The organism is Streptomyces sp. CB01373 (assembly GCF_002803075.1).
GTDB lineage: Bacteria > Actinomycetota > Actinomycetes > Streptomycetales > Streptomycetaceae > Streptomyces.
This window is the reverse complement of sequence record NZ_NNBK01000007.1, coordinates 196,359-216,401: the sequence shown is the minus strand read 5'-3', so window position 1 is coordinate 216,401 and position 20,043 is coordinate 196,359. Positions and strand designations below refer to the sequence as shown.

The window sequence follows — 20,043 nt, the reverse complement described above, 5'->3', positions numbered from 1 at the left end:
CCTACTCCTCCAGGTTCAACGTCCGCACCGGGCGCCGGAATCCGCCCGTGCGGAGCGTGAGGATTGCCACCCCCACCAGCGCCCAGATGACGCCCACGACCTTGGCCGGGGTGTCCAGGCTGACCCACAGGGCCGCGTTCACGACGAACCCGAGAACCGGCAGCACCAGTTGCAGCACGGCGGCGACGGGTCCGCGGGCCTCCGGCCGTCCGGCGCGCCGGTCGCGCACCCAGAACCCGATCACCGCCAGGTTCACCGCGGCGAAGGCCACGTAGGCGCCGAAGTTGATCAGTGAGGCGGCGCTGCCGAGGTCCAGGAAGACGGCGGAGGCGGCGATGAGGCCCACGATGAGCACGTTGAGGGCGGGGACGCCGGTACGCGGATCGACCCGCCCGAAAACCGCACGCGGCAGCATGCCGTCGCGGCCCATGGCGAACAGCAGCCGTGCCGCACTCATCTGCTGGGTCAGACCGCACCCGAGCACCGCGGTGAGGTAGCCGCCCACGAACACCGCCTGGAACGCGGCACCGCCGATGTACTTGGCGATCTCCGGCGAGGCGCCCACGATGTCGCCCACGGCCGAGACGTCCGGGAAGAGCGTCTGCATGGCGTAGGTGATGGCCAGGAAGAACACCCCGGCGGCGGCCACGATGAGCAGGATGGCCCGCGGGATGTCCCGGCGCGGCTGCTCGGCCTCCTCGGAGAGGGTGGAGACGGCGTCGAAGCCCAGGAACGACAGGGCCAGCAGCGAGGCGCCGCTGAGCAGGGCGGGCAGCGGCACCGAGGCCGGGTCCCAACCGGTGGTTCCGAACGACTCGCCATGGGTGGCGATGGCACGCACGGCGAACACCAGGAACGCGATGGCGACGCCGGCCTGGATGACCACGAGCGCCACGTTCACCTTGGCCGCCAGCCGCACGCCCACCAGGTTCAGTGCCGTGCAGACCACCACGGTGGAGAGCACCCACACCCACGCCGGGACGCCGGGCAGCACGGCGCCCATGTAGATCGCGGCCAGCAGGGCGTTGAGCATGGGCAGCAGGACGTAGTCCAGCGTGGCGGACCAGCCCACCAGGAAGCCCACGGGCGCCCCGAGCGACTTGCCGGCGTAGGTGTACACGGATCCGGCGGAGGTGATGCGGCGGGCCATCCGCGCGTAGCTGAGCGCCGTGAGCCCCACCGCGACGAGGACGGCCAGGTAGGCGAGCGGCACATGGCCGTCGGTGGCTTCGGAGACCAGACCGAAGGTGTCGAACACCGCCAGCGGCGCCATGAAGGCCAGGCCGAGGAAGACGATGTGGCGCAGCTTCAGGCTGCGGCGCAACTGTGTGCCGCCCGGGGCCTCCTGGGCCTGTTCGCCGTCGGCGACGGTCGCGGTACTGCCAGGTGCCGCGGGCCGGCGGTTCGCCGTGGTCCGTGTGGCGGTGCCCTCGGCGACGCCTGAGGGACGGCTGCTGTCAGGCATGGGCGTGACCGCCTTCGGTGTGGGCGGAGCAGGAGGTGAGCGCACCGTAGTGGCCGGCGGTGGCGCGTGCGGTGGCGGCGTCGTGGACCACCTCGCCGCCCACCCAGGTGACCTCGGCCCGCTGCTGGAGCAGCGCCGCCGGGTCCGGTTCGAGCGCGTAGAGGTCCTCGGACCAGGCGACGAGGTCCGCCTTGGCGCCCTCGCGGATGACGCCGTACTCGTTCTCGCGGTGCCAGGCCCAGGCGCCCTCGGCCGTGTAGCCGCGCAAGGTGTCGTCGAGCCCCAGGCGTTCCGCCGGGGTCCAGGCGTCCTTGCCGTCGAGCCCGGCCCGGGTCAGTGCCGAGTAGAACCCGACCAGGGGATCCATCTCTCCCACCTGCCAGTCGCTGGACAGGGCCACGTGGGCGCCGGACGCCATGAGTGAGCGCAGTCGCCAGGCGCGGTCCCAGCGGGTCTCGCCGACGTTGTCCATCCAGGTGCCGGCCACGAGGTCCGGGGAGCAGTGGCGCGGCTGCATGCAGGCGGTGACGCCCAGCCGGGCGAAGCGCGGCAGGTCCTCCGGGGCGAGGCACTCGACGTGCACGATCCCGTGGCGGCGGTCCCGCGTGCCGTTGGTGCGCGCGGCGTGCTCGATCGCGTCCAGGGCCAGGCGGATGCCGCCGTCGCCCGTCGCGTGGGTGTGGGTCTGGAAGCCGAGGCGGTCCAGTTCGGTGATGACCCGGGTGAGCTCGCCCAGCGGTGCGGAGGGGTGGCCGCGGTGCCCGGGCCGGTTGGCGTAGTCGTCCAGCATCCAGGCGTTGTGGGGCTCGATCACGTCGTCGGCGTAGAGCTTGACCGGGCCGAAGGCCAGGCGGTCACCGTTCGGGGCGGCGTCGGCCGCGGCGCGCAACTGCTTCCGGAACGCTCCGTCGGACCCCATGGGGTGGAAGAGCGCCGCGATGACGCGTGAGCTGAGGCGCCCCTCGTCCTGGGCGCGCCGGAACAGGTCGATCTCGGCCAGCGGGACCTGCGGTTCCACGACGGTGGTGATGCCGGCGGCGGTGGCCATCTCCAGGCTGCCCAGCAGCTTCCGGTAGCGCCGCTGGGGCGAGTACATCGGGATGTCGCGCTGGAGGCCGGCCAGGCCCGCCGTCGTCATGGCGCTCGTGTAGAAGTCGGTGACCCATCCGGTGGCGCGGCCGTCGGCGTCCCGTTCCGGGCGGCCCCACGGGATGTCGCCGCCCTCGTCCAGGCGCAGCGCGCGGATCGCGGCGTCGTTGAGCCACACCGAGTGCTGGTCGTAGGTGGTGACGAAGACGGGACGCGAGGTGATGCCGGCCAGGTCGCGGGCGTGCGGGCGGCGGCCGTGGACCACCGAGTACACGGCGTTCTCGGCGCAGATCCAGGTCAGGTCCGGGCGTGCGTCGGCGAGTTCGGCGATACGGCGGCGGACCTCGTCGAGGGTCTCGGCGCCCTCGAGGCTGACAGCGTCGGGGTCGAAGCCGAGCAGCAGGTGGTTGTGGCTGTCGATGATGCCCGGGGTGAGGAGTCCCCCGTCCAGGCGGCGGTGCTCGCGGGCCGCCGGGGCCTCCGCCTCGTCGCCCACGAACGCGATGCGCCCGCCGGTGATGCCGACGGCGCCGGCCCACGGGCGGGAATCGTCGAACGTGCGCACGCGGGCGCCGGTGATCAGGGTGTCCAGCATGGTTGTCCTTGGTTCTGAGCCGCGCCACGAACGCGCGGCGAAGGTGCGCCGAGACGGTGCGCGCATTTGTTGTCATCGGCGTCAAAGAATGGTTCGAGTCTCATGAGCATCTCGACTACTGTCAAGGGATGGCCCGCCGAAAAAATCAGGACGAACGCCGTGCCCACCTCATCCAGGCGGTCATCGACACGACCGCCGAGACCGGGCTCCGCTCCCTCTCCCTCGCGGACGTGGCACGCAAGGCGGGGCTGACCCGAGGGGCCGTCCTCTACTACTACGACGACCTCGACGCGCTGCTGAGCGAGGCCTACCGCGCGGGCATGGAACGTTTCTGCGACCGGCGGGACGCGTTGCCGGGCACGATCGAGGATCCGGCGCGACTCCTGGGGGAGACGATCCGCGCCGGGCTCCCGACAGGACCCGACGACGCGCTGATGCGCCTGCTGTACGAGTTCGACGTGCTGGCCGAGAGTTCCCCGCTGCACACCAAACTGGTCGAGTCGATGTACGAGCGGCAACTGGCCACGTACCGGACCGTCCTCGAACTCGGCGCCGCGGCCGGGGCGTTCAACCTCGTCCTGGACACCGCGACCGCGGCCCTGAACCTGGTGGCGCTGGAGGACGCCTACGGACTGCACATCGTGGCCGGCAACGGCCAGATCACTGTGCGGCGCGCCGTCGAGGCGATGCTCGACGCGTCACGGGCGTTCGGCGCACCGGCCGCGTGACCGTGCGGCCATGGCATGCCGCTTTCGGAGCAATGGCCGGTGTGGTCGGTCCGGCCGTGTCAGGCTGTGATTTCTTTGATCGCGGTCGTGTCGGGATGCCGGGTGACCGGCACGATCCCGGCCACCTGGACCTGGACAGGAAGGGCGCCAAGCCGGTGTTCAAGACCTCAACCAGGCGCTCATGACGGCCGGGCACGAGGACGAGCCGAAGCTGCCGGGAATTCCCGACCTGGGGCAGCGCCTGAACGAGGAACTGGACCAGATCGGCGAGCGGCTCCAGGCGCTGGCCGCCGCCAAGGACCGGCTTCAGGGCCTGCTCGACGCGGTACTGGCGATCAGCGGCGAGCTGGATCTGTCGTCCGTGCTGCACCGCGTCGTCACCACCGCGATGGACCTGGTCGGCGCCCGCTACGGCGCCCTCGGAGTGCTCCACGAGTCCGGCGAGTACCTGCAGGCCTTCATCACCGCCGGACTGTCCGAGGAGGAGCGCGCCGTCCTGGCCGGGGTGGAGTTCCCCCACGGCCGCGGAGTGCTCGGGCTGCTGATCCGCCACCCCGAACCGCTGCGCGTCACCGACATCGCGTCCCACCCGGCCTCCGTCGGCTACCCGGCCGGCCACCCCCACATGCGCACTCTGCTCGGGGTGGCCATCAGCGTCCGCGGCGAGATCTACGGCGACCTCTACCTCTCCGAACGCCACGACGGACGCCCCTTCGACCGGGCGGACGAGGAGGTCCTCGTCGCCCTCGCCGGCGCCGCGGGCATCGCGATCGAGAACGCCCGCCTGTTCGGCCAGATCCGCGACAGCGCCGAGACCTTCCAGCGGCTGCTCCTGCCCACCCTCCCGGACCTGCGGCCCTTCACCGCCGCCGCGATCTACCAGCCCGCCGCCGAGCCCAACCGCCTGGGCGGGGACTGGTACGACGCCGTCATCCTGCCCGACGGCGCCCTCGGCGTCGTGATCGGAGACGTCGTCGGCCACGACCTCCACGCGGCCGGCGCCATGGCCCAGACCCGCAGCATGCTCCGCGCCCTGCTCTACGACCGCCGCACCCCGGCCAGTGGCATCCTCCACCAGCTCGACATCACCCTGAACGCCACCACCGAGAACCCCGTCACCACCGCCCTGCTGGCCCGCATCGCACCCGATGAGCACGGCGGCTGGACCCTGCAGTGGAGCACCGCCGGCCACCTGCCCCCGCTGCTGATCACCCCCGACCGGCGGGCCGAGTACCTGAACGCCGACCCAGGCGTGCCCCTCGGCGTCAGCACCGACGAGGTCCGCCCCGACCACACCCGGACCCTGCCCGCGGGGGCCGTGGTGATCTTCTTCACCGACGGACTCGTCGAACACCCCCAACACTCCATCGACGAGGGGCTGGACGCCCTGGCCGCACTCGCCACCGCGCACGCGGACCAGCCGCTGGAGGACCTCGTGCGGACTCTCGCGGGCCGGCACCCCAGCGACGGCCACGACGACGTGGCCATCCTCGCCCTGCGCACCCCACTCCCATGACCTCGGCGCACCGGGACCGAGTGCCGCGTGTGCCGTGTCAGCGCGGCGTGGAGCGGGCTTTCGGCGCGCTGCCGGTCGACTCCCTGATCTCCAGCCGGGTCGGCAGCACCAACGGCCGCCCCGCGACCGCGTCCGGCCCGTCCATGGCCTTGCGCAGCTCCCGCGCGCCGAGGCTGCCCAGCTCGAACGAGGGAAGTTTCACCGTGGTCAGCGACGGCTGCACGATCCGGGACATCGGCTGGTCGTCGGCGCCGGCCACGGACACCCCCTCCGGAACCGAAACCCCGAGGTCGCGCAGCGCCGCCAGCGCGCCGAACGCCTGGAGGTCGGAGCCGCACACCAGCGCCGTCACTCCGGCGTCGCGCCAGGAGGACCAGTTGTCCGCCACGGTGTCGTACGCCGCCGTCACGTCGATGGGGGAGCGCGCCACCACGACCCCCACCCGCTCCGACGCCTTCCGTGCCTCGGCGGTGAACGCCTTGCGGCGCGCCTCCAGGGTCCGGGTCCGGGTGTCGATGTCGAGGTAGGCGAAGCTCCGGTGCCCGTGATCCGTCAGATGGCGGGCGAGTTCCCTGGCGCTCCCTGCGACGTCCAGATTGACGCGCGGCAGGTTCTGCTGCCGTCCGGGGGAGTCGAGGATCACCACCGGGCACGACGGGTTCAGGGACGTCACCAGGTCGCTTTCGACCGTGGAGATGATCAGGCCGTCCACACCCAGGTCGAGCAGCCGCCGGACGCTCTCCTGGCTGACCGTCTGGCCCAGGGCGGTGACCACGGTGAGGACCTGGTACTCCGGGCTCAGTTCGCTCAGCAGGCCCATCTGCACACTGCTGAAGAAGGGGGTCGCGACATCGGGCGCGACGTAACCGACGATGCCGGTCCGGCCGGTGGCGAGGCTGCGGCCGCGGCGGTCGATGCGGTACCCGAGCCGCTGCGCGGCCGTGTGGACCCTGTCCCGGGTGGCCTGGTTCGCCCTGCCGGAGTCCTTCCCGTTCAGGACCAGCGACACGATGGAGACCGACACCCCCGCTTCGGCGGCGACATCGGCGCCCGTAACCCGGCGGCGTGCCACGAGTGTCACTCCCTTCCCGCCGGAGGCCGGCGACCAGCCCCTGCGAGCGCCGCGGCCCGGTCCGGCCGGGCGCGTAGGCGTCGATGATACGTTCCGCGGCCCACGGCCCCGGCGACCGGTGATCGTTACCGGCCACGCCCCGAACAGGACCGGCGGCGGCCGTGAACGGCCGCCGCCGGGCGGGTGCGCGAAACGGGACCGCGGTCAGTCCACGATCCGCAGGGCCCGCTCCGGGCAGGCCTCGACGGAGTTGCGGGCCTCCTCCAGCAGTTCGGCCGGGATCTCGTCGACCAGGGCGACGGCGATGCCGTCGTCCCGGAGGTCGTAGATCTTCGGCCAGCCGAAGTAGCACAGACCGTGCCCCTTGCAGAGGGCTTCGTCGACCTGCAGGCGTGGCATGGGTTTCCTCCTACTGACTGCTGACGTGCTGTCGTGTTTCCGGCCGAGGGGTCAGCGAGCGGACACGCGGACCGACTCCATGCCCCAGATGACGAAGGCCGAGTTGCGGCGCGGCTCCTCGACGAGCCTGAGATCGGGGCACAGGTCCCGGATCGACGTGAAGGTCTCCTCCAGCTCGATCCGGGCCAGCGGCGCGCCGAGGCAGGCGTGCACACCGCCGCCGAAGTTGACGTGGCGGGAGGCGTTCACCCGGCCGACGTCCAGCACCTCCGGGTCGGTGAACAGGCGCGGGTCGCGGTTGGCCGCGCCGTACAGCATCGCGATCTTCGAGCCGAAGGGGATCTCCTGGCCGCCGATCTCGACGTCGTCGGCCAGCACCCAGCGCTCGAACAACTGGAGCGGGGGATCCCAGCGGATGACCTCCTCCACCGCCTGCCGCGGGGCCACCTCCTGGGAGGTCACCCGCGCCCACTGGTCGGGGTGGCGCAGCAGGGCGGCCATGCCGTTGCCGGTGGTGTTGACCGTGGCCTCGTGACCGGCGTTCAGCAGGACGATCACCGTGGACACGATCTCGTCGTCGGTGAGCTTCCTGCCCTCCTCGGTCTCGGCCTCGACCAGGGCGCTCACCAGGTCGTCGGAGGGCTGCCGGCGGCGCAGCGCGATGAGCTCGCGGACGTAGGCGATGAAGGCCGCGGCCGAGTCGTTGGCCTGCTTGGCCTGCTCCTCGCTGGTGTCGAGCTCGTACATCTTCACCATCGCGTGCGCCCAGTCCAGGAACAGCGGTGCCTGCTCCTGGTCGGCGCCGAGCAGTTCGCAGACGATCGACACCGAGTACGGCATCGCGTAGTCGTGCAGCAGGTCGAACTCGCCCTGCTCGATGAGGTCCGCGAGCAGCTTCCGGGAGCGGGCGCGGACCGCGTCGCGCATCTGCGTCACGCGGCGCGGGGTGAAGGCGGAGGACACCAGCGAGCGGATCCGGGTGTGGTCCGGCTGCTCGATGTCCAGCAGGCTCCACTTCTCCGCCTGCCAGAAGTCGGCCCAGCGGGCGTCGCGCGGCGCGACCCCCATCTCCTCGGGGGTGTACTTGTGGCTGAAGTTCCGGGTGAGGCGGGCGTCCCGCTGGCACGCGAACACGTCCTCGTGGCGGGTCACGAGCCAGAGTCCCAGCGACTCCGCCCTGACGACGGGGGTGTTCTCCCGCAGGTGGTTGAGAACCGGGTAGGGGTTCTTCAGGAACTCCGGGTCGGTCGGATCGAAAATCTGCGCGTCCTGCAGCGGACTGCCCATGGTTCTTCCTTTCAACGTCAACGCCGACCGGTGCGGCGGTGAGCCGGTGCACCGGATCGTGGTTCCTCGGACGGCCTGCCGGCGGTCCGTTCAGCCGATGGGCGGCCCCAGCCGCTCGCACTCCTGCGCGATCCTTCTGCGCGAGAGCATCGCGTCCCTCGGACGGTTGACCGTCGTCGCGCCGGTCAGCCGGTCGCCCAGCCGGTGCGTGACGAACAGGGCGCCGTCGCCGTCGTGTTCCACCTCGCTGTGCCCGCCCGCGAGGATGCGGCCGACGTGCTGGATCTTCATGTCCAGCTGGTCGGACCAGAAGTACGGCACATGCACGAACGGGGTCCGGGACGCGTCCTCGCCCCGCAGTTCGCCCAGCAGGTTCGCGGCCGCCGCGGCACCCTGCTCGCGGGCGGTGCTCCAGTGCTCGACACGCATCCGGGCGCCGAAGGCGGGGTTGTGCCAGCGCGCGGCGTCACCGGCGGCGTAGACCAGGTCCGCCGAGGTCCGGCAGTAGGCGTCGGCCTCGATGCCGTCGCCGAGTTCCAGGCCCGATCCGGCCAGCCATCCGGTGGCCGGGCGCACCCCCACCCCGGCCACGACGATGTCCGCCTCGATCGCCCGGCCGTCGTCCAGGACGACGGTGGAGACCCGCCCGTCGCCCCGGACCTCCGCTACCGATCGCGACGTCAGCAGGGTGACCCCGCTGTCCCGGTGCGCGGCGCACACCCGCTCGGCGACGACGTCGCCGACCGCCGGGGCGAGCGGCAGCGGAAGCAGCTCGACGACGGTGACGTCGAGCCCCAGCCGGACGGCGGTCGCGGCCACCTCCAGGCCGATGAAGCCGGCGCCGACGAGCACGATCGACCGCGCGGTCTGCAGCGATCCGCGCAGTACGAGCGCGTCCTCCAGGGTGCGCAGCCGGCGCACCCGGGACTGCTCGTCGGGGAAGGGAAGCGGCCTGGACTCCGTCCCCGGGGCCAGGACGATGCCGGACGCCCGCAGCTCGGATCCGTCGCTCATTCGCAGCACCCGCTCCCCGGGCTCCAGCTCGGTCACCGACGTGCCCAGCGTGAGGGTGACTCCGAGCCGGGACCAGTGCGCGGTGGACTGGAACTGCAGCGCCGGAAGGTCGAGCCCGCCCCGGAGGACCTGCTTGGACAGCGGCGGCCGGTCGTAGGGGAGGTGCGCCTCCGCCTCGATCAGCCGGATCTCCCCGTCATGGCCCTTGGCCCGCAGTGCCTGTGCGGCCGCGGTGCCGGCGACGGAACCGCCCACGACGCATATGCCCGACCGATCGCCCACGTCTTGCTCCAACTCGCCGGCCGACAGCGCCCGACCGGTATCCCGTGATCCGCTCGGCAGCGCTGGAAGGGCTTCTGAATAGTGCGTGGGGCAGGGCCGGAGAAGTGCCCCGGCTCATGCCGCCACGGGGAACCTACGTCCGGGCGTCAAGTTTAGTCAAGCGTTTGACTTGGCTTTGAGCAGGACGCTCAGGCGCCCCTCGTGTGGCCGAGCGGGGCGTGCGCCGGTCCGTACGGCGCCCCCAGTTCCTGGGGGGAGGCAGGTGAACGGCGGCACGAACGGCCTACCATCTCGGGATGCTGAAGCAACAAGGTGACGGTCCCGTCTGCCGGGAAGAGGTCCCGGTGTGGCGCGTGCCGGGGATGCGGCCTCTGCTGGCCTCGACCGCGCTGGGCTTCGCCGGCCTGTCGTTGCTGATGCCGGTCGCCCCCCTGTGGGCGCTCGAGGGCGGGGCGGACGAACTGGGCGCGGGCCTGGTCAACACCGTGCTGATGCTCTTCACGGTGATCGCCCAACTGCTGGTCGGCAGGATCCTCGGGCGTCTTGGCTGGCAGAGGTCCCTGGCCCTCGGCTCGTGCCTGCTCGGACTCCCCGCCCTGGGACATCTGGTCACCAGCCAGGCGGGAGCCGTGATGGCCCTCGCGGCGGTGCGGGGCCTCGGCTTCGGGATCCTCACCGTGTGCGGTGCCACCGGGGTGGCCGCGCTCGTCGAACCCGGCCGCCGCGGCCGAGCGGTCGGCGCCTACGGGCTCGCCATCGCGGCGCCTCAGTTCCTGCTCATCCCCGTCGCGCCCTGGCTGGCCCAGAGCGTCGGATTCTGGCTGGTGTTCACGTGCGCGGCCGTGCCCTTGCTCGCCGTCCCGCTGGCCGCGCGCGTGGCACGTGCCCTGCATGACAGCGGCGACGTGTCCGGCGCGCCCGCCGAAGCGCATGACACGAGCCGGCTCCGCCGCGTCCTGGTCGGTCCGATCGCCGCGCTGCTCGTCATCACCGCGGCCGGCGGCGCCATCCTCACCTTCACGCCCCGTCTGCTGTCCGACCCGGTCGCCGTCTACCTCGCGCTTTTGGCGTTCACCGCGACGGCGGCGCTGTGCCGGTGGGGGTTCGGACACGTCGCGGACCGCAGGGGAGCAGCCCCGGCGATGGCCCCGCTGCTGTTCGCCGGCGCCGCCGGGCTGGCCGTGATCGGCGCGGGTGCGGTGGGCGGGTCAGGGCCGGCCGGGCCGGTCCTGGTGGTGGCCGGGATGCTTGTCGTGGGCGTCGCCTACGGCGGGTTGCAGAACCTGACGCTGGTGCAGGCCTTCGCCGCCGCCGGCGAGCGGGCGCGCTCCTCCGTCAGCGTCGCCTGGAACGTCGGCTTCGACGCGGGCACCGGACTCGGCGCCTTCGCCGCGGGCGCGGTCGTCACCGTCAGTTCCTACACGGCCGCGTACGCGGCTCTCGCCGCCGTGACCGCTGTCGTGGGTGCCTGCTGGGCGGGCGCGCGATGGCGGAACCGCGGGGCGGCGGGGCGAGCGGCGTTGTGAGGTCCTTGACGGGCGTTACGTGCCCAGGGGCCTCGCTCTCGTGAAGAACTCGACGGCTCCGGCTGATCGGGAGGTAGCCCTGGGAATGGCTCGCATCACGGCACAGTACGGCGACTGGGTTTCGAGCTACTCAGCGAAATCCCTGGTCGGGACGACGGGGTTACTGGAGGAGGCCAACGGTGTTCGACGGGTGACTTCCTCGCCGGTGTCTGCGGTGACGCCCAGATCACGACGCATCGCCACTCTCGTGACGCTTATCAGAGACCAGAGCGCATGCTGCGCTTCAGCGGCTGACTGCAGGGTCTCGCCCGGGCGGGGGTTTCCCTGTTCCAAACGCTTGATCTGTCCATAGACCCCGGTCAGCGCTTCGTTCAGTTCGTGAGCCGGAACAATCACCGCGTCGGGGGCGATCATCAGAGCCTCGGACCACCGGTCACGGTAGGCGTCCTTGGTTCCTTCCAACGCCGATACGTCCTCCGGCCCGAGCGTGCGATCCCGCATGACGTACAAGTGCCGGCTGAGCGCCGTGGCGAACTGCCTGGCATCCCGATGCAGTTGTGTGTAGCAGCTCCGGCGTAGCTCACGATTCTCGCGAGCTTCCTGGATGGCATGGGCCATCTCCAACTCGCGCCTCTTGGCCCGGTTGGCGCCCCGCTGGGTGAGCAACGCGCCCCCGAGAGTACCCGCTACACCAGTGATCGCAATCAGTACCGCCCCCACGTCCATTCGTTCACCCTAGACCGCGTCATGCGCCGGCCGGACAGAGGCGACGACCATCACGAACTACGCCTGAGCACTCGCCTGTCCGGCGAATCCCGCCGAGCCGTGCGGCATCACGGGTACGCCCCATGCCGGTCCACTCCTCCCGGATTGGCCTTGGCGGGGACTGACTTGGCACCCTTACGGTCCTGGGATGCGCATTCATGTCGTCGATGCCTTCACTGACCGTCCCTTCGCCGGAAACCCGGCGGCCGTGTGTCTTCTGGCGGCTGGAGAGTGGCCGGACGAGGCCTGGATGCGTCGGGTTGCGGCCGAGATGAATCATTCCGAAACCGCGTTCGCCCTCCCGTTGCCCACCCCGGCCGAGGCCGACTGGGCCATCCGCTGGTTCACCCCGCTTGTCGAGTCCAGACTGTGCGGTCATGCCACATTGGCCACAGCACACGTGCTACGTGCCGGGCGGGGAATCCTCGGCACTGTGCGGTTCATGAGTCGGCGGAACGGCGTCCTCGTCACGCACGCCGGCGAGGAAGGCGGCATCACTCTGGACTTTCCGGCCGCGCCCAGCACGAAAGTGCCCGTGCCACAAGGGCTGTCCGAGGCGCTGGGAATCGCGCCCGTGGCCACCTTCCGTTCCGAAGGGCTCGGTGACCTGCTGACGATCCTGCCCGACGAGGCCGGCGTCCGGGCCGTGACGCCCGACCTGGACGCGATAGCAGCCCTGACGAACCGCGAGGCCCTGCGCGGAATCATCATTACAGCGGCAGCGGATGGGACCGGCCTGGAACACGACTTCGTCTCCCGTTTCTTCGCGCCCGCCAGAGGCATCCCCGAGGACCCGGTCACGGGCAGTGCCCACACAGTCCTCGCCCCGCACTGGTCGGCGCGACTTGGCCGCAATGTACTTACCGGCCTCCAGGCGTCCGCGCGTACCGGTCTGGTCCGCACCGCCGTGCACGGCGACCGCGTACACCTCACCGGCCATGCCGTCACAGTGCTGGACGGGATGCTGCGCACCCACCATTGACCGGCCGGCAGGTCATGAGCGGAGACGCCGGCCACCACCCTCTCCGCTCCGCCCCTGACAAGGAAGATCACGATTTACGGCTGGTGGCCGACCACTGTCGTGTCGGCTCGCGCGTGTGGGCCGGCCCAGGACGACTCCGGCCAGGACGAGTGCCAGCCCACACAGTTGCTGGGCCGTCAGCTTCTCTCCGGCGACCACTGTGCCGAGCAGTACGCCCGTGACGGGGTTGAGCAGTCCGACCAGCCCCACGGTCCCCGCGGGCAGGTGCCGCAAGCCGGTGAACCAGGCGGTGAAGGCCAGCGCGGTGGCGACCAGGGCGACGTAGCCGAACGCGAGGAGCGCCGGTGTGTCGAGCGCGGGTGGAGGACCCTCCGCCACCGCGGCGACCGGCAGCAGGAACAGGCCTCCGGCGGTGAGCTGCCAGGCGGTCGAGGCGAGCACGTCGGCACTGGTGCTCCACCGCTTGGCCAGGATGTGGCCGAAGGCCGACACGAGCATGGCCGCGGCCGAGGCGAGGACTCCGGGCACGCTCACCCCTCCCACCCCTGTGAGCAGCATGAGACAGACCCCGCCGAGTCCGATCGCGGCGCCGGCCAGGTGTGAGATGCCGGGCCGTTCGGACACCAGGGCCCAGGCGATGAGCATCATCGCCAGCGGGGACACCGCCATGACGGTCGAGGCGACGCTCGTCGGCAGCAGCTGGGAGGCGGCGTAGACGAGTACGAAGAACACGCTCACGTTGAGCAGCCCGAGCACCGCGGACCGCCACCACCACGCACCGTGTGGCCGCTGCCGGCACAGGGCCAGCAGGACGAGGCCGGAGGGCAGCGCCCGCACGGCGGCCCCGAAGAGCGGGCGGTCCGCCGGCAGGAACTCGTGGGTGACGTAGTAGTTGGTTCCCCAGGCCACCGGCGCGACCGCGGTCAGAGCCACCCAGCGCAGATTAGTTTCCATGGAAGGCAATATAGCTTCCATGGAAGCTACCATGGTGTCCATGGACGATCCGCAACCGTTGGACCACGTGGCCCGCATCCAGGCCGACTGGCGCCGCGAACGACCCGACGTCGACATCACCCCACAGGGAGTGATCGGCCGACTGCATCGCCTGGCCGGCCGGCTGACCGAAGAGCTGTGCCTCGTCTACGGCCGCTACGGTCTGGGTGAGGGAGAGTTCGACGTCCTGTGCGCACTGCGCCGCGCCGGCGAGCCCTACGAGCGGGCACCCGGCGAACTCGCCGCGTACACCATGGTCACCACCGGCGCGATCACGAAGAGAGTCGACCGTCTGGAGCAGGCCGGACTCGTCGTCCGCCGCCGTTCCGCCGGCGACCAGCGCGGCCGGATCGTCGCCCTCACCCGGCCCGGACGCGAACTGATCGACCGGGCGTTCACCGACCACATGCGCAACGAACGCCGACTGCTGGATCTGTTGACGCCCGCCGAGGCCGAGGCACTCGAAACGCTGCTCACCACCTGGCTCTCCCGCATGGACGATCCGCGCTCTTCCGGCAATGGCGAATGACCCGCCGCCCGCCGGGCCGGCCGTGTCACGCGGGAGGTGACGGGTACCTGGAGCGGGCCAGATGCCCGCCTGCACTCAGGAGGGAAGGCCCGTGCTCTCCGACGAGTCCCGCCCCGTCATCACCGCCACGCTCCCCGTGGTCGCCGACCGCACAGGTGGGACCGCCCAGCGCTTCTACCGGCATCTGTTCTCCGCGCATCCCGAACTCCTCGACGGCGTCTTCAGCCGCGGCAACCAAGCGCACGGCCATCAGTGGCAGGCCCTGGCCGGCTCGGTGGCCGCCTTCGCGACGCCCGTGCGCCCTGCCGTGCGGCGACGTGGTGCTCGACGACTCGGGACGGCCGGTGGTGTTCGCAGGCGCGGGTATCGGGATCTCTCCCATGGCGGGCAGGCTGTCGCACCTGGTCACGGCCGACTCCGGGCTGTCGATCACCGTTCCGCACGCCGACCTCGACGAGGCGTCCTTCCCGCTGCGACGGCAAGTGGTCAACGACGTGCTGGCGCTGCGGGACGCGCGGATGTACCTCTGGTACGAGAAGGACACGCACAGCCTCGAAACAGTGGACGGGGTCTTCGGGGGCCTGAAGGACCGGACTGACCGCGGAGTGCCGTTCCGGGCAGGAACCGAACCGGCGGCGACGCCGTCGAAGGGCCGACCGAGCTACGGGGAGGCCCTTCCATGACGACAACCCGCACCCATGTGCTCATCGCGTCCGTCGGGCTCTTCCTCGCCGCGGTCGGCTGCGGGACAGGGCCCGCACCGACCGCCGAAGGGGCTGACCGGGTGAAGCGGGACCGATGGCCCGAACCGGACCGGTACTCCTTCCGGCTTCTCTCCGAGTCCGGAGAGCGGGGCGACCTCGGGGAGTACCGGATCACGGTGGAGAACGGAAAGGTCGTCAAAGCGATCGGCCTCGACGAGCCGGCTCGTCGTACCGTCGAGGACAATCCGCACAACGTCCCGACCCTGGGCGGTCTCCTCGCCAAGGTCCAGCAGGCACGCACAGGCCACGCCGACGTCGCCCACGTCGTATTCGCCACAGACGGTCATCCCACCGAGTTTCACATCGACTGGCAGAAGAACGCCATGGACGACGAGGCCGACTACTTCGTCACTGAATACCGCGAACTTCCCTGATCGCCCGTGCGCCTCTTCGCGGCCCACGGGCTCGACCGCCAGTGGGCCTGAAGGGCCGTCAGTTCATGTCGAGTCGCCCTACGCGGGGCCGACGGTGGCGATCGAGAGCGGGACGGTGCGGGTGCACGACGGGCCGGGGCTCGGAGTCGATCTCGACGACACCGCCGGTGCGGAAGCCGGATCCGCACGTCCTCGAACAGGGGTTGTGAACAGGCTCAGGGCCCGGGGCCCCTCCGTGGCGTCATCGCCCGGGGCGTGCGAGGGAGCGGAGGCGGAAGGCCTCCCCCGGTGTCACACGCACCCCCCTACCCGCGTTTGCCGTTAGTTGTCGTATGCAAGTATTGTCGACGCATGTAAGGCGCTTGCGCAATCCGGCTTTGCATGTCAAAGGACCCTCGTCATGCCGCTCGCACTGCTGGCCCTGGCCATCGGGGCCTTCGGAATCGGCACCACGGAATTCGTGATCATGGGGCTGCTGCCCCAGGTCGGCGCGGACCTCGGTGTGTCCGTGCCGACGGCCGGCTTCCTGGTCACCGGCTACGCCCTCGGCGTCATGATCGGCGCACCGATCATGACCGTCATCGGCACCAGGATCTCCCGCAGGAACATGCTCATGCTGCTCATGGGCCTGTTCATCCTGGGCAACGTCATCTCCGCCGTCGCCCCGGTCTTCGCCGTCATGCTGATCGGCCGCGTGGTGGCCTCCCTGGCCCACGGCGCCTTCTTCGGCATCGGCTCCGTCGTCGCCGCCGAACTGGTGGCCCCCGAGAAGAAGGCCGGCGCCATCTCCATGATGTTCACCGGGCTGACCGTGGCCAACGTCGTCGGCGTTCCCCTGGGCACGTACGTGGGCCAGAACGCCGGCTGGCGCGTGACCTTCCTGCTCGTCGCCGCCCTCGGCGTACTCGGCCTGGCCGGCGTCGCCAAGCTCGTGCCCGACCTGCCCGAACCGGAGGGAGTGCGGCTGCGGCACGAGGTCGCCGCGTTCAGGAACACCCAGGTCATCTTGGCCATGGCCATGACGGTGCTCGGCTTCGGGGGCGTGTTCGCCGCGATCACCTACATCGCGCCGATGATGACCGAGGTCAGCGGTTTCGCGGGATCCTCCGTCACCTGGCTGATGGTGGTCTTCGGGCTGGGCATGGTGGCAGGCAACCTGATCGGCGGCCGTTTCGCGGACCGCAGGCTCATGCCCATGCTCTACACCGCACTGGGCGGCCTGGCACTGGTCCTGCTGCTGTTCACCTTCCTGGCCTCCGGCAAGGCCGCGTCCGTCGTGGCGGTCTTCCTCATCGGCGCTCTCGGCTTCGCCACCGTCCCGCCGTTGCAGAAGCGTGTCCTGGACCACGCCCACGGCGCGCCGACGCTCGCCTCGGCGGTCAACATCGGCGCCTTCAACCTGGGCAACGCCCTTGCCGCCTGGCTGGGCGGCCTGGTGATCTCCGCCGGCCTCGGCTACACCGCGCCCAACGCCGTCGGGGCGGTGCTGGCCGCTGCCGCCCTGGTGCTGGCCGTCCTCTCGCACCAGCTCGAGTTGCGGCAAGCCCGCACCGCCGCGGCTTCCGCCCCGGCGAACCTCGACCCCGTCGCGGCCACGGACCACGGGGCCGCCCACCCCTCCGCGTCCGACCACGGCGCCGTTCAGGCCGCCGCGGGAGCGGTCCGCTCCTGATCCCCCGCACCAAGCAGTACGAAGGAAAGGAATCCCGATGACTTCCGTACCGAACGTGACGCTGAACAACGGTGTGACCATGCCCCAGTTGGGCTTTGGTGTCTTCCAGGTCCCCGACGAGGAGACCACCGCCGCGGTCAGCAGCGCCTTGGCGGCCGGCTACCGCAGCATCGACACCGCCGCGATCTACGGCAACGAGCGCGGTGTCGGCAGGGCCATCGCCGCCTCCGGTCTGCCCCGTGAGGAACTCTTCATCACGACCAAGCTGTGGAACGAGGACCAGGGCCACGACCGGACCCTGGCCGTGTTCGACGCCTCCCTGGACAAGCTCGGCCTCGACCACGTGGACCTCTACCTCATCCACTGGCCCACCCCGGCCCGCGACCTGTACGTGGAGACCTACAAGGCGCTGGAGAAGATCCTCGCCGAGGGGCGTGCCCGCGCCATCGGTGTATCGAACTTCCAGGTCCCCCACCTGCGGCGGCTCCTGGAGCACACCGGCATCACCCCGGCGGTCAACCAGGTGGAGCTGCACCCCGGCCTCCAGCAGACCGCGCTGCGCGCCTTCCACTCCGAGCACGGGATCGCCACCGAGGCCTGGAGCCCCCTGGCCCAGGGCGTGGTCCTCGGGGACGAGGCGATCGTGCGCGTCGCCGAGGCGTATGGAGTAACCCCGGCGCAGGTCGTCCTGCGCTGGCACCTCCAGACCGGCAACATCGTGATCCCCAAGTCCGTCACCCCCGACCGCATCCGGCAGAACCTCGACGTCTTCGGCTTCGAGCTCACCGACGCCGACATGGCCGCCCTCACGGACCTCGACCGCGGTCTGCGCACCGGTCCGGACCCCGACACCCTCAACTGACCCCGACCGTCCCGGGGTACCCGTCCGCCGTGGACGGATAACCCGGGAGGACGACACCGCAGCAGCTTCACGGCCTCGAACAACGACGGGAACGCATCATGCAGATCGATCTCTCCGGCCACACCGCCCTCGTCACCGGTTCCACCCAGGGCATCGGTCACGCCATCGCCACCGGCCTCGCCCGTGCGGGCGCCCGCGTCGTCGTCAACGGCCGCGGCGGGGAGCGCGTCGCCGAAGCCGTCCGCACCGTACGCGCCGAGTCCGGCAGCGACGACGTCACCGGCGCCGCGGGAGACCTGGCGACTCAGGCGGGCACCGGCGCCGTACTGGACGCCGTGCCCACGGTCGACATCCTCGTCAACAACCTCGGCATCTTCGGCTCCGCCGCTCCGCTGGAGATCGACGACGCCGAGTGGCGCCGTTATTTCGAGGTCAACGTCCTCTCCGCCGTCCGGCTGATCCGCGCGTACCTGCCCGGCATGAAGGACCGGGGCTGGGGGCGCGTCCTCAGCCTCGCCAGCGACTCGGCCGTGGCCATCCCCGCGGAGATGATCCACTACGGCATGACGAAGACCTCGCTGCTCGCGGTCAGCCGCGGGTTCGCCAAGGACGCCGCCGGCACCGGCGTCACCGTCAACTCCGTCATCGCCGGACCGACCCACACCGGTGGCGTCGAGGGGTTCGTCCGCGAACTCGTCGGCGACGAGCTGCCCTGGAACGAGGCGCAGCGCGAGTTCATGGTCAAGTACCGTCCCCAGTCCCTGCTGCAGCGCCTCATCGAGCCGGAGGAGATCGCCAACATGGTCGTCTACCTCGCCTCGCCCCTTGCCTCCGCCACCACGGGTGGCGCCGTACGCGTCGACGGCGGTTACGTCGACTCCATCCTGCCCTGACCCCGGCGCCGGTCAGGGCAGGCAGCCATGTCGCGGCTGCCGGCCCCGCGCAGGGCGGTGCTCTCAACGCAGCGGGTCGTAGGGCGTCAGGTCGATCCCCGGGTCGGCCCGGCGGGCCAGCCGTGCCGCGACCGCCCCCGCGTAGGGGCCCATCATCAGACCGGACGCTCCCAGGCCGTTGGCCACGATCAGCCCGCCGACCTGGGGGACCGCGCCGAGCAGCGGTCGATGTCGGGGCCCACCGGGCGGAACCCGATGCGGGTCTCCAGATGCGTGGCACCGGCCAGCCCAGGGGCCACCGACAGTGCCTCGCCGAGCACCTCGGCCATTCCGGCGGCGGTCACCCGGTGGTCGAAGCCGGCGCCGTCCTCGCGGGTCGCGCCGACCACGACCCGGGAGTCGTCGAAGGCCAGGAGGTAGTGCCGTGACCGTGGCAGCACGACCGGCCAGTTCGCGGTCTCCACGCCCGGCAGGCGCAGGTGCATGATCTGGCCGCGCTGCGGCGCGACCCGCACCCGGACGCCGATCGGTTCGAGCAGGTGCGGCGACCAGGCACCGGCCGCCGCGATCACTGCGTCCGCGCCGACGAACTCGTCGTCGACCCGGACTCCGCGGACCGCGCTGTCGGCCACGATCGCGGCCGTGCCGTCGACGATCCGAACGCCGTGCCGGACGGCGGCGCGGAGCATCGCGTCGCGCACGGAGCGGCCGTCCAGGCGCGCTCCTCCTGGGATGTGGACCGCCGGGCCGTCGTGTCCGAGTGGCGGGAAGACTTCGCGGGCCCGGCGGGCGTCGACCAACTCCACCTCGCCGGCCATCGGGGACTTCGCGGCACGCTCGGCCACACGCCGCAGCGCCTCCGCGGACTCGGTCTTGGACACCAGCCGCAGCGTGCCGACCCGCCGGTAGCCGAACCCGGTCTCCCCGTCAGCGGTCAGCGCCGCCAGCAGTTCCGGGTAGTACTCGGCCCCGGCGACCGCGATCCGGTACCAGTCCGGATCGTCCACCTGGGACGACCACGGGCAGATGATGCCCGCCCCGGCCGACGTCGCGCGGCCCGGCGCCCGCGAGTCCACCAGGACCACGTCCGCACCGGCCCGCACCAGCTCGTAACCGGCTGCCGCACCCACGATCCCGCTGCCGACGACCACCACACGCATGTTCTGCCCCTCCTGGTCGGACCGGCTCCTTCCCTGTTTTCCGGCGAGTAAGGCATTGCCCGCCGGGCTGAACACG

The 20,043-nt window shown here is 71.2% G+C and carries 20 protein-coding genes; 10 read left to right on the top strand and 10 right to left on the bottom strand.

The window, feature by feature from the left end:
- Position 1: 1 nt before the first annotated feature.
- Together CG719_RS13165 and CG719_RS13160 are read right to left on the bottom strand one after the other, a co-directional pair.
- Positions 2 to 1,465 (bottom strand): APC family permease, encoded by a 1,464-nt coding sequence (locus CG719_RS13165; protein WP_100568771.1) that lies wholly within the window; start codon positions 1,463 to 1,465, stop codon positions 2 to 4.
- Positions 1,458 to 3,149, bottom strand: coding sequence for an amidohydrolase (locus CG719_RS13160; RefSeq protein WP_100568770.1), 1,692 nt, complete (start codon positions 3,147 to 3,149; stop codon positions 1,458 to 1,460). Before CG719_RS13160 ends, CG719_RS13165 begins: the two co-directional genes overlap by 8 nt.
- A gap of 128 nt (positions 3,150 to 3,277) precedes the next feature.
- Here CG719_RS13160 and CG719_RS13155 point away from each other — a divergent pair, with 128 nt between their 5' ends.
- Both CG719_RS13155 and CG719_RS13150 read left to right on the top strand, forming a co-directional pair.
- Positions 3,278 to 3,877: a TetR/AcrR family transcriptional regulator gene (locus CG719_RS13155; protein WP_100568769.1), complete on the top strand. Its 600-nt coding sequence runs from the start codon at positions 3,278 to 3,280 to the stop codon at positions 3,875 to 3,877.
- 181 nt (positions 3,878 to 4,058) lie between these two features.
- Complete coding sequence (locus CG719_RS13150; RefSeq protein WP_100568768.1) at positions 4,059 to 5,393, top strand: PP2C family protein-serine/threonine phosphatase; 1,335 nt, start codon at positions 4,059 to 4,061, stop codon at positions 5,391 to 5,393.
- 37 nt (positions 5,394 to 5,430) lie between these two features.
- Here CG719_RS13150 and CG719_RS13145 read toward each other — a convergent pair whose 3' ends face one another.
- From CG719_RS13145 to CG719_RS13130, 4 genes are all read right to left on the bottom strand, one after another.
- Positions 5,431 to 6,465 (bottom strand): LacI family DNA-binding transcriptional regulator, encoded by a 1,035-nt coding sequence (locus CG719_RS13145; protein WP_159024868.1) that lies wholly within the window; start codon positions 6,463 to 6,465, stop codon positions 5,431 to 5,433.
- Positions 6,466 to 6,669: 204 nt separating this feature from the next.
- Positions 6,670 to 6,864, bottom strand: a complete 195-nt coding sequence (locus CG719_RS13140; RefSeq protein WP_100568766.1) for a ferredoxin — start codon at positions 6,862 to 6,864, stop codon at positions 6,670 to 6,672.
- Positions 6,865 to 6,915: 51 nt separating this feature from the next.
- Complete coding sequence (locus CG719_RS13135) at positions 6,916 to 8,151, bottom strand: cytochrome P450 (protein ID WP_100568765.1); 1,236 nt, start codon at positions 8,149 to 8,151, stop codon at positions 6,916 to 6,918.
- 90 nt (positions 8,152 to 8,241) lie between these two features.
- Positions 8,242 to 9,447 carry an NAD(P)/FAD-dependent oxidoreductase gene (locus CG719_RS13130; RefSeq protein WP_159024867.1) on the bottom strand — a complete coding sequence of 402 codons (1,206 nt, stop codon included), beginning with the start codon at positions 9,445 to 9,447 and terminating at the stop codon, positions 8,242 to 8,244.
- A 296-nt stretch (positions 9,448 to 9,743) separates the two neighbouring features.
- On the opposite strand from CG719_RS13130, the gene CG719_RS13125 reads away from it, so the two are divergent.
- On the top strand, positions 9,744 to 10,973 hold the full coding sequence (locus CG719_RS13125; RefSeq protein WP_199836626.1) for an MFS transporter: 1,230 nt from the start codon (positions 9,744 to 9,746) through the stop codon (positions 10,971 to 10,973).
- A 126-nt stretch (positions 10,974 to 11,099) separates the two neighbouring features.
- Here CG719_RS13125 and CG719_RS13120 read toward each other — a convergent pair whose 3' ends face one another.
- Positions 11,100 to 11,699 carry a hypothetical protein gene (locus CG719_RS13120; RefSeq protein WP_100568762.1) on the bottom strand — a complete coding sequence of 200 codons (600 nt, stop codon included), beginning with the start codon at positions 11,697 to 11,699 and terminating at the stop codon, positions 11,100 to 11,102.
- Positions 11,700 to 11,886: 187 nt separating this feature from the next.
- Here CG719_RS13120 and CG719_RS13115 point away from each other — a divergent pair, with 187 nt between their 5' ends.
- A complete protein-coding gene (locus CG719_RS13115) occupies positions 11,887 to 12,720 on the top strand; it encodes a PhzF family phenazine biosynthesis protein (protein ID WP_100568761.1) in 834 nt (277 codons plus the stop codon).
- Positions 12,721 to 12,732: 12 nt separating this feature from the next.
- On the opposite strand, the gene CG719_RS13110 is transcribed toward CG719_RS13115, so the two are convergent.
- The gene (locus CG719_RS13110) at positions 12,733 to 13,674 is read right to left on the bottom strand and encodes an EamA family transporter (RefSeq protein WP_199836625.1); all 942 of its coding nucleotides are present in this window, start codon (positions 13,672 to 13,674) and stop codon (positions 12,733 to 12,735) included.
- 40 nt (positions 13,675 to 13,714) lie between these two features.
- On the opposite strand from CG719_RS13110, the gene CG719_RS13105 reads away from it, so the two are divergent.
- From CG719_RS13105 to CG719_RS13080, 6 genes are all read left to right on the top strand, one after another.
- On the top strand, positions 13,715 to 14,242 hold the full coding sequence (locus tag CG719_RS13105) for a MarR family winged helix-turn-helix transcriptional regulator (RefSeq protein ID WP_100568871.1): 528 nt from the start codon (positions 13,715 to 13,717) through the stop codon (positions 14,240 to 14,242).
- Between the two features lie 380 nt (positions 14,243 to 14,622).
- Positions 14,623 to 14,925: a hypothetical protein gene (locus CG719_RS35800; RefSeq protein WP_199836624.1), complete on the top strand. Its 303-nt coding sequence runs from the start codon at positions 14,623 to 14,625 to the stop codon at positions 14,923 to 14,925.
- The gene (locus tag CG719_RS13095; protein ID WP_100568760.1) at positions 14,922 to 15,380 is read left to right on the top strand and encodes a DUF6174 domain-containing protein; all 459 of its coding nucleotides are present in this window, start codon (positions 14,922 to 14,924) and stop codon (positions 15,378 to 15,380) included. Before CG719_RS35800 ends, CG719_RS13095 begins: the two co-directional genes overlap by 4 nt.
- A 400-nt stretch (positions 15,381 to 15,780) precedes the next feature.
- Positions 15,781 to 17,052, top strand: a complete 1,272-nt coding sequence (locus CG719_RS13090; protein WP_159024866.1) for an MFS transporter — start codon at positions 15,781 to 15,783, stop codon at positions 17,050 to 17,052.
- A 37-nt stretch (positions 17,053 to 17,089) separates the two neighbouring features.
- Positions 17,090 to 17,914 carry an aldo/keto reductase gene (locus CG719_RS13085; protein ID WP_100568759.1) on the top strand — a complete coding sequence of 275 codons (825 nt, stop codon included), beginning with the start codon at positions 17,090 to 17,092 and terminating at the stop codon, positions 17,912 to 17,914.
- 98 nt (positions 17,915 to 18,012) lie between these two features.
- Positions 18,013 to 18,807 carry an SDR family NAD(P)-dependent oxidoreductase gene (locus CG719_RS13080; RefSeq protein ID WP_100568758.1) on the top strand — a complete coding sequence of 265 codons (795 nt, stop codon included), beginning with the start codon at positions 18,013 to 18,015 and terminating at the stop codon, positions 18,805 to 18,807.
- A 63-nt stretch (positions 18,808 to 18,870) separates the two neighbouring features.
- On the opposite strand, the gene CG719_RS37120 is transcribed toward CG719_RS13080, so the two are convergent.
- Together CG719_RS37120 and CG719_RS13075 are read right to left on the bottom strand one after the other, a co-directional pair.
- Complete coding sequence (locus tag CG719_RS37120; protein ID WP_267895357.1) at positions 18,871 to 18,993, bottom strand: hypothetical protein; 123 nt, start codon at positions 18,991 to 18,993, stop codon at positions 18,871 to 18,873.
- A 2-nt stretch (positions 18,994 to 18,995) separates the two neighbouring features.
- Entirely contained in the window at positions 18,996 to 19,967 is a 972-nt protein-coding gene (locus CG719_RS13075) for an NAD(P)/FAD-dependent oxidoreductase (protein ID WP_234375549.1), read from the bottom strand.
- Positions 19,968 to 20,043 lie beyond the last annotated feature (76 nt).

Bases quoted from the DNA above. Each gene is read 5' to 3' on its own strand.
- CG719_RS13165 (WP_100568771.1), bottom strand. From the start codon at position 1,465: ATGCCTGACAGCAGCCGTCCCTCAGGCGTCGCCGAGGGCACCGCCACA.
- CG719_RS13105 (WP_100568871.1), top strand. From the start codon at position 13,715: ATGGACGATCCGCAACCGTTGGACCACGTGGCCCGCATCCAGGCCGAC.
- CG719_RS13110 (WP_199836625.1), bottom strand. From the start codon at position 13,674: ATGGAAACTAATCTGCGCTGGGTGGCTCTGACCGCGGTCGCGCCGGTG.
- CG719_RS13080 (WP_100568758.1), top strand. From the start codon at position 18,013: ATGCAGATCGATCTCTCCGGCCACACCGCCCTCGTCACCGGTTCCACC.
- CG719_RS13150 (WP_100568768.1), top strand. From the start codon at position 4,059: ATGACGGCCGGGCACGAGGACGAGCCGAAGCTGCCGGGAATTCCCGAC.
- CG719_RS13155 (WP_100568769.1), top strand. From the start codon at position 3,278: ATGGCCCGCCGAAAAAATCAGGACGAACGCCGTGCCCACCTCATCCAG.
- CG719_RS13135 (WP_100568765.1), bottom strand. From the start codon at position 8,151: ATGGGCAGTCCGCTGCAGGACGCGCAGATTTTCGATCCGACCGACCCG.
- CG719_RS13120 (WP_100568762.1), bottom strand. From the start codon at position 11,699: ATGGACGTGGGGGCGGTACTGATTGCGATCACTGGTGTAGCGGGTACT.
- CG719_RS13095 (WP_100568760.1), top strand. From the start codon at position 14,922: ATGACGACAACCCGCACCCATGTGCTCATCGCGTCCGTCGGGCTCTTC.
- CG719_RS13085 (WP_100568759.1), top strand. From the start codon at position 17,090: ATGACTTCCGTACCGAACGTGACGCTGAACAACGGTGTGACCATGCCC.
- CG719_RS35800 (WP_199836624.1), top strand. From the start codon at position 14,623: ATGGCGGGCAGGCTGTCGCACCTGGTCACGGCCGACTCCGGGCTGTCG.
- CG719_RS13140 (WP_100568766.1), bottom strand. From the start codon at position 6,864: ATGCCACGCCTGCAGGTCGACGAAGCCCTCTGCAAGGGGCACGGTCTG.
- CG719_RS13090 (WP_159024866.1), top strand. From the start codon at position 15,781: ATGCCGCTCGCACTGCTGGCCCTGGCCATCGGGGCCTTCGGAATCGGC.
- CG719_RS13125 (WP_199836626.1), top strand. From the start codon at position 9,744: ATGCTGAAGCAACAAGGTGACGGTCCCGTCTGCCGGGAAGAGGTCCCG.
- CG719_RS13160 (WP_100568770.1), bottom strand. From the start codon at position 3,149: ATGCTGGACACCCTGATCACCGGCGCCCGCGTGCGCACGTTCGACGAT.
- CG719_RS13075 (WP_234375549.1), bottom strand. From the start codon at position 19,967: ATGCGTGTGGTGGTCGTCGGCAGCGGGATCGTGGGTGCGGCAGCCGGT.
- CG719_RS13115 (WP_100568761.1), top strand. From the start codon at position 11,887: ATGCGCATTCATGTCGTCGATGCCTTCACTGACCGTCCCTTCGCCGGA.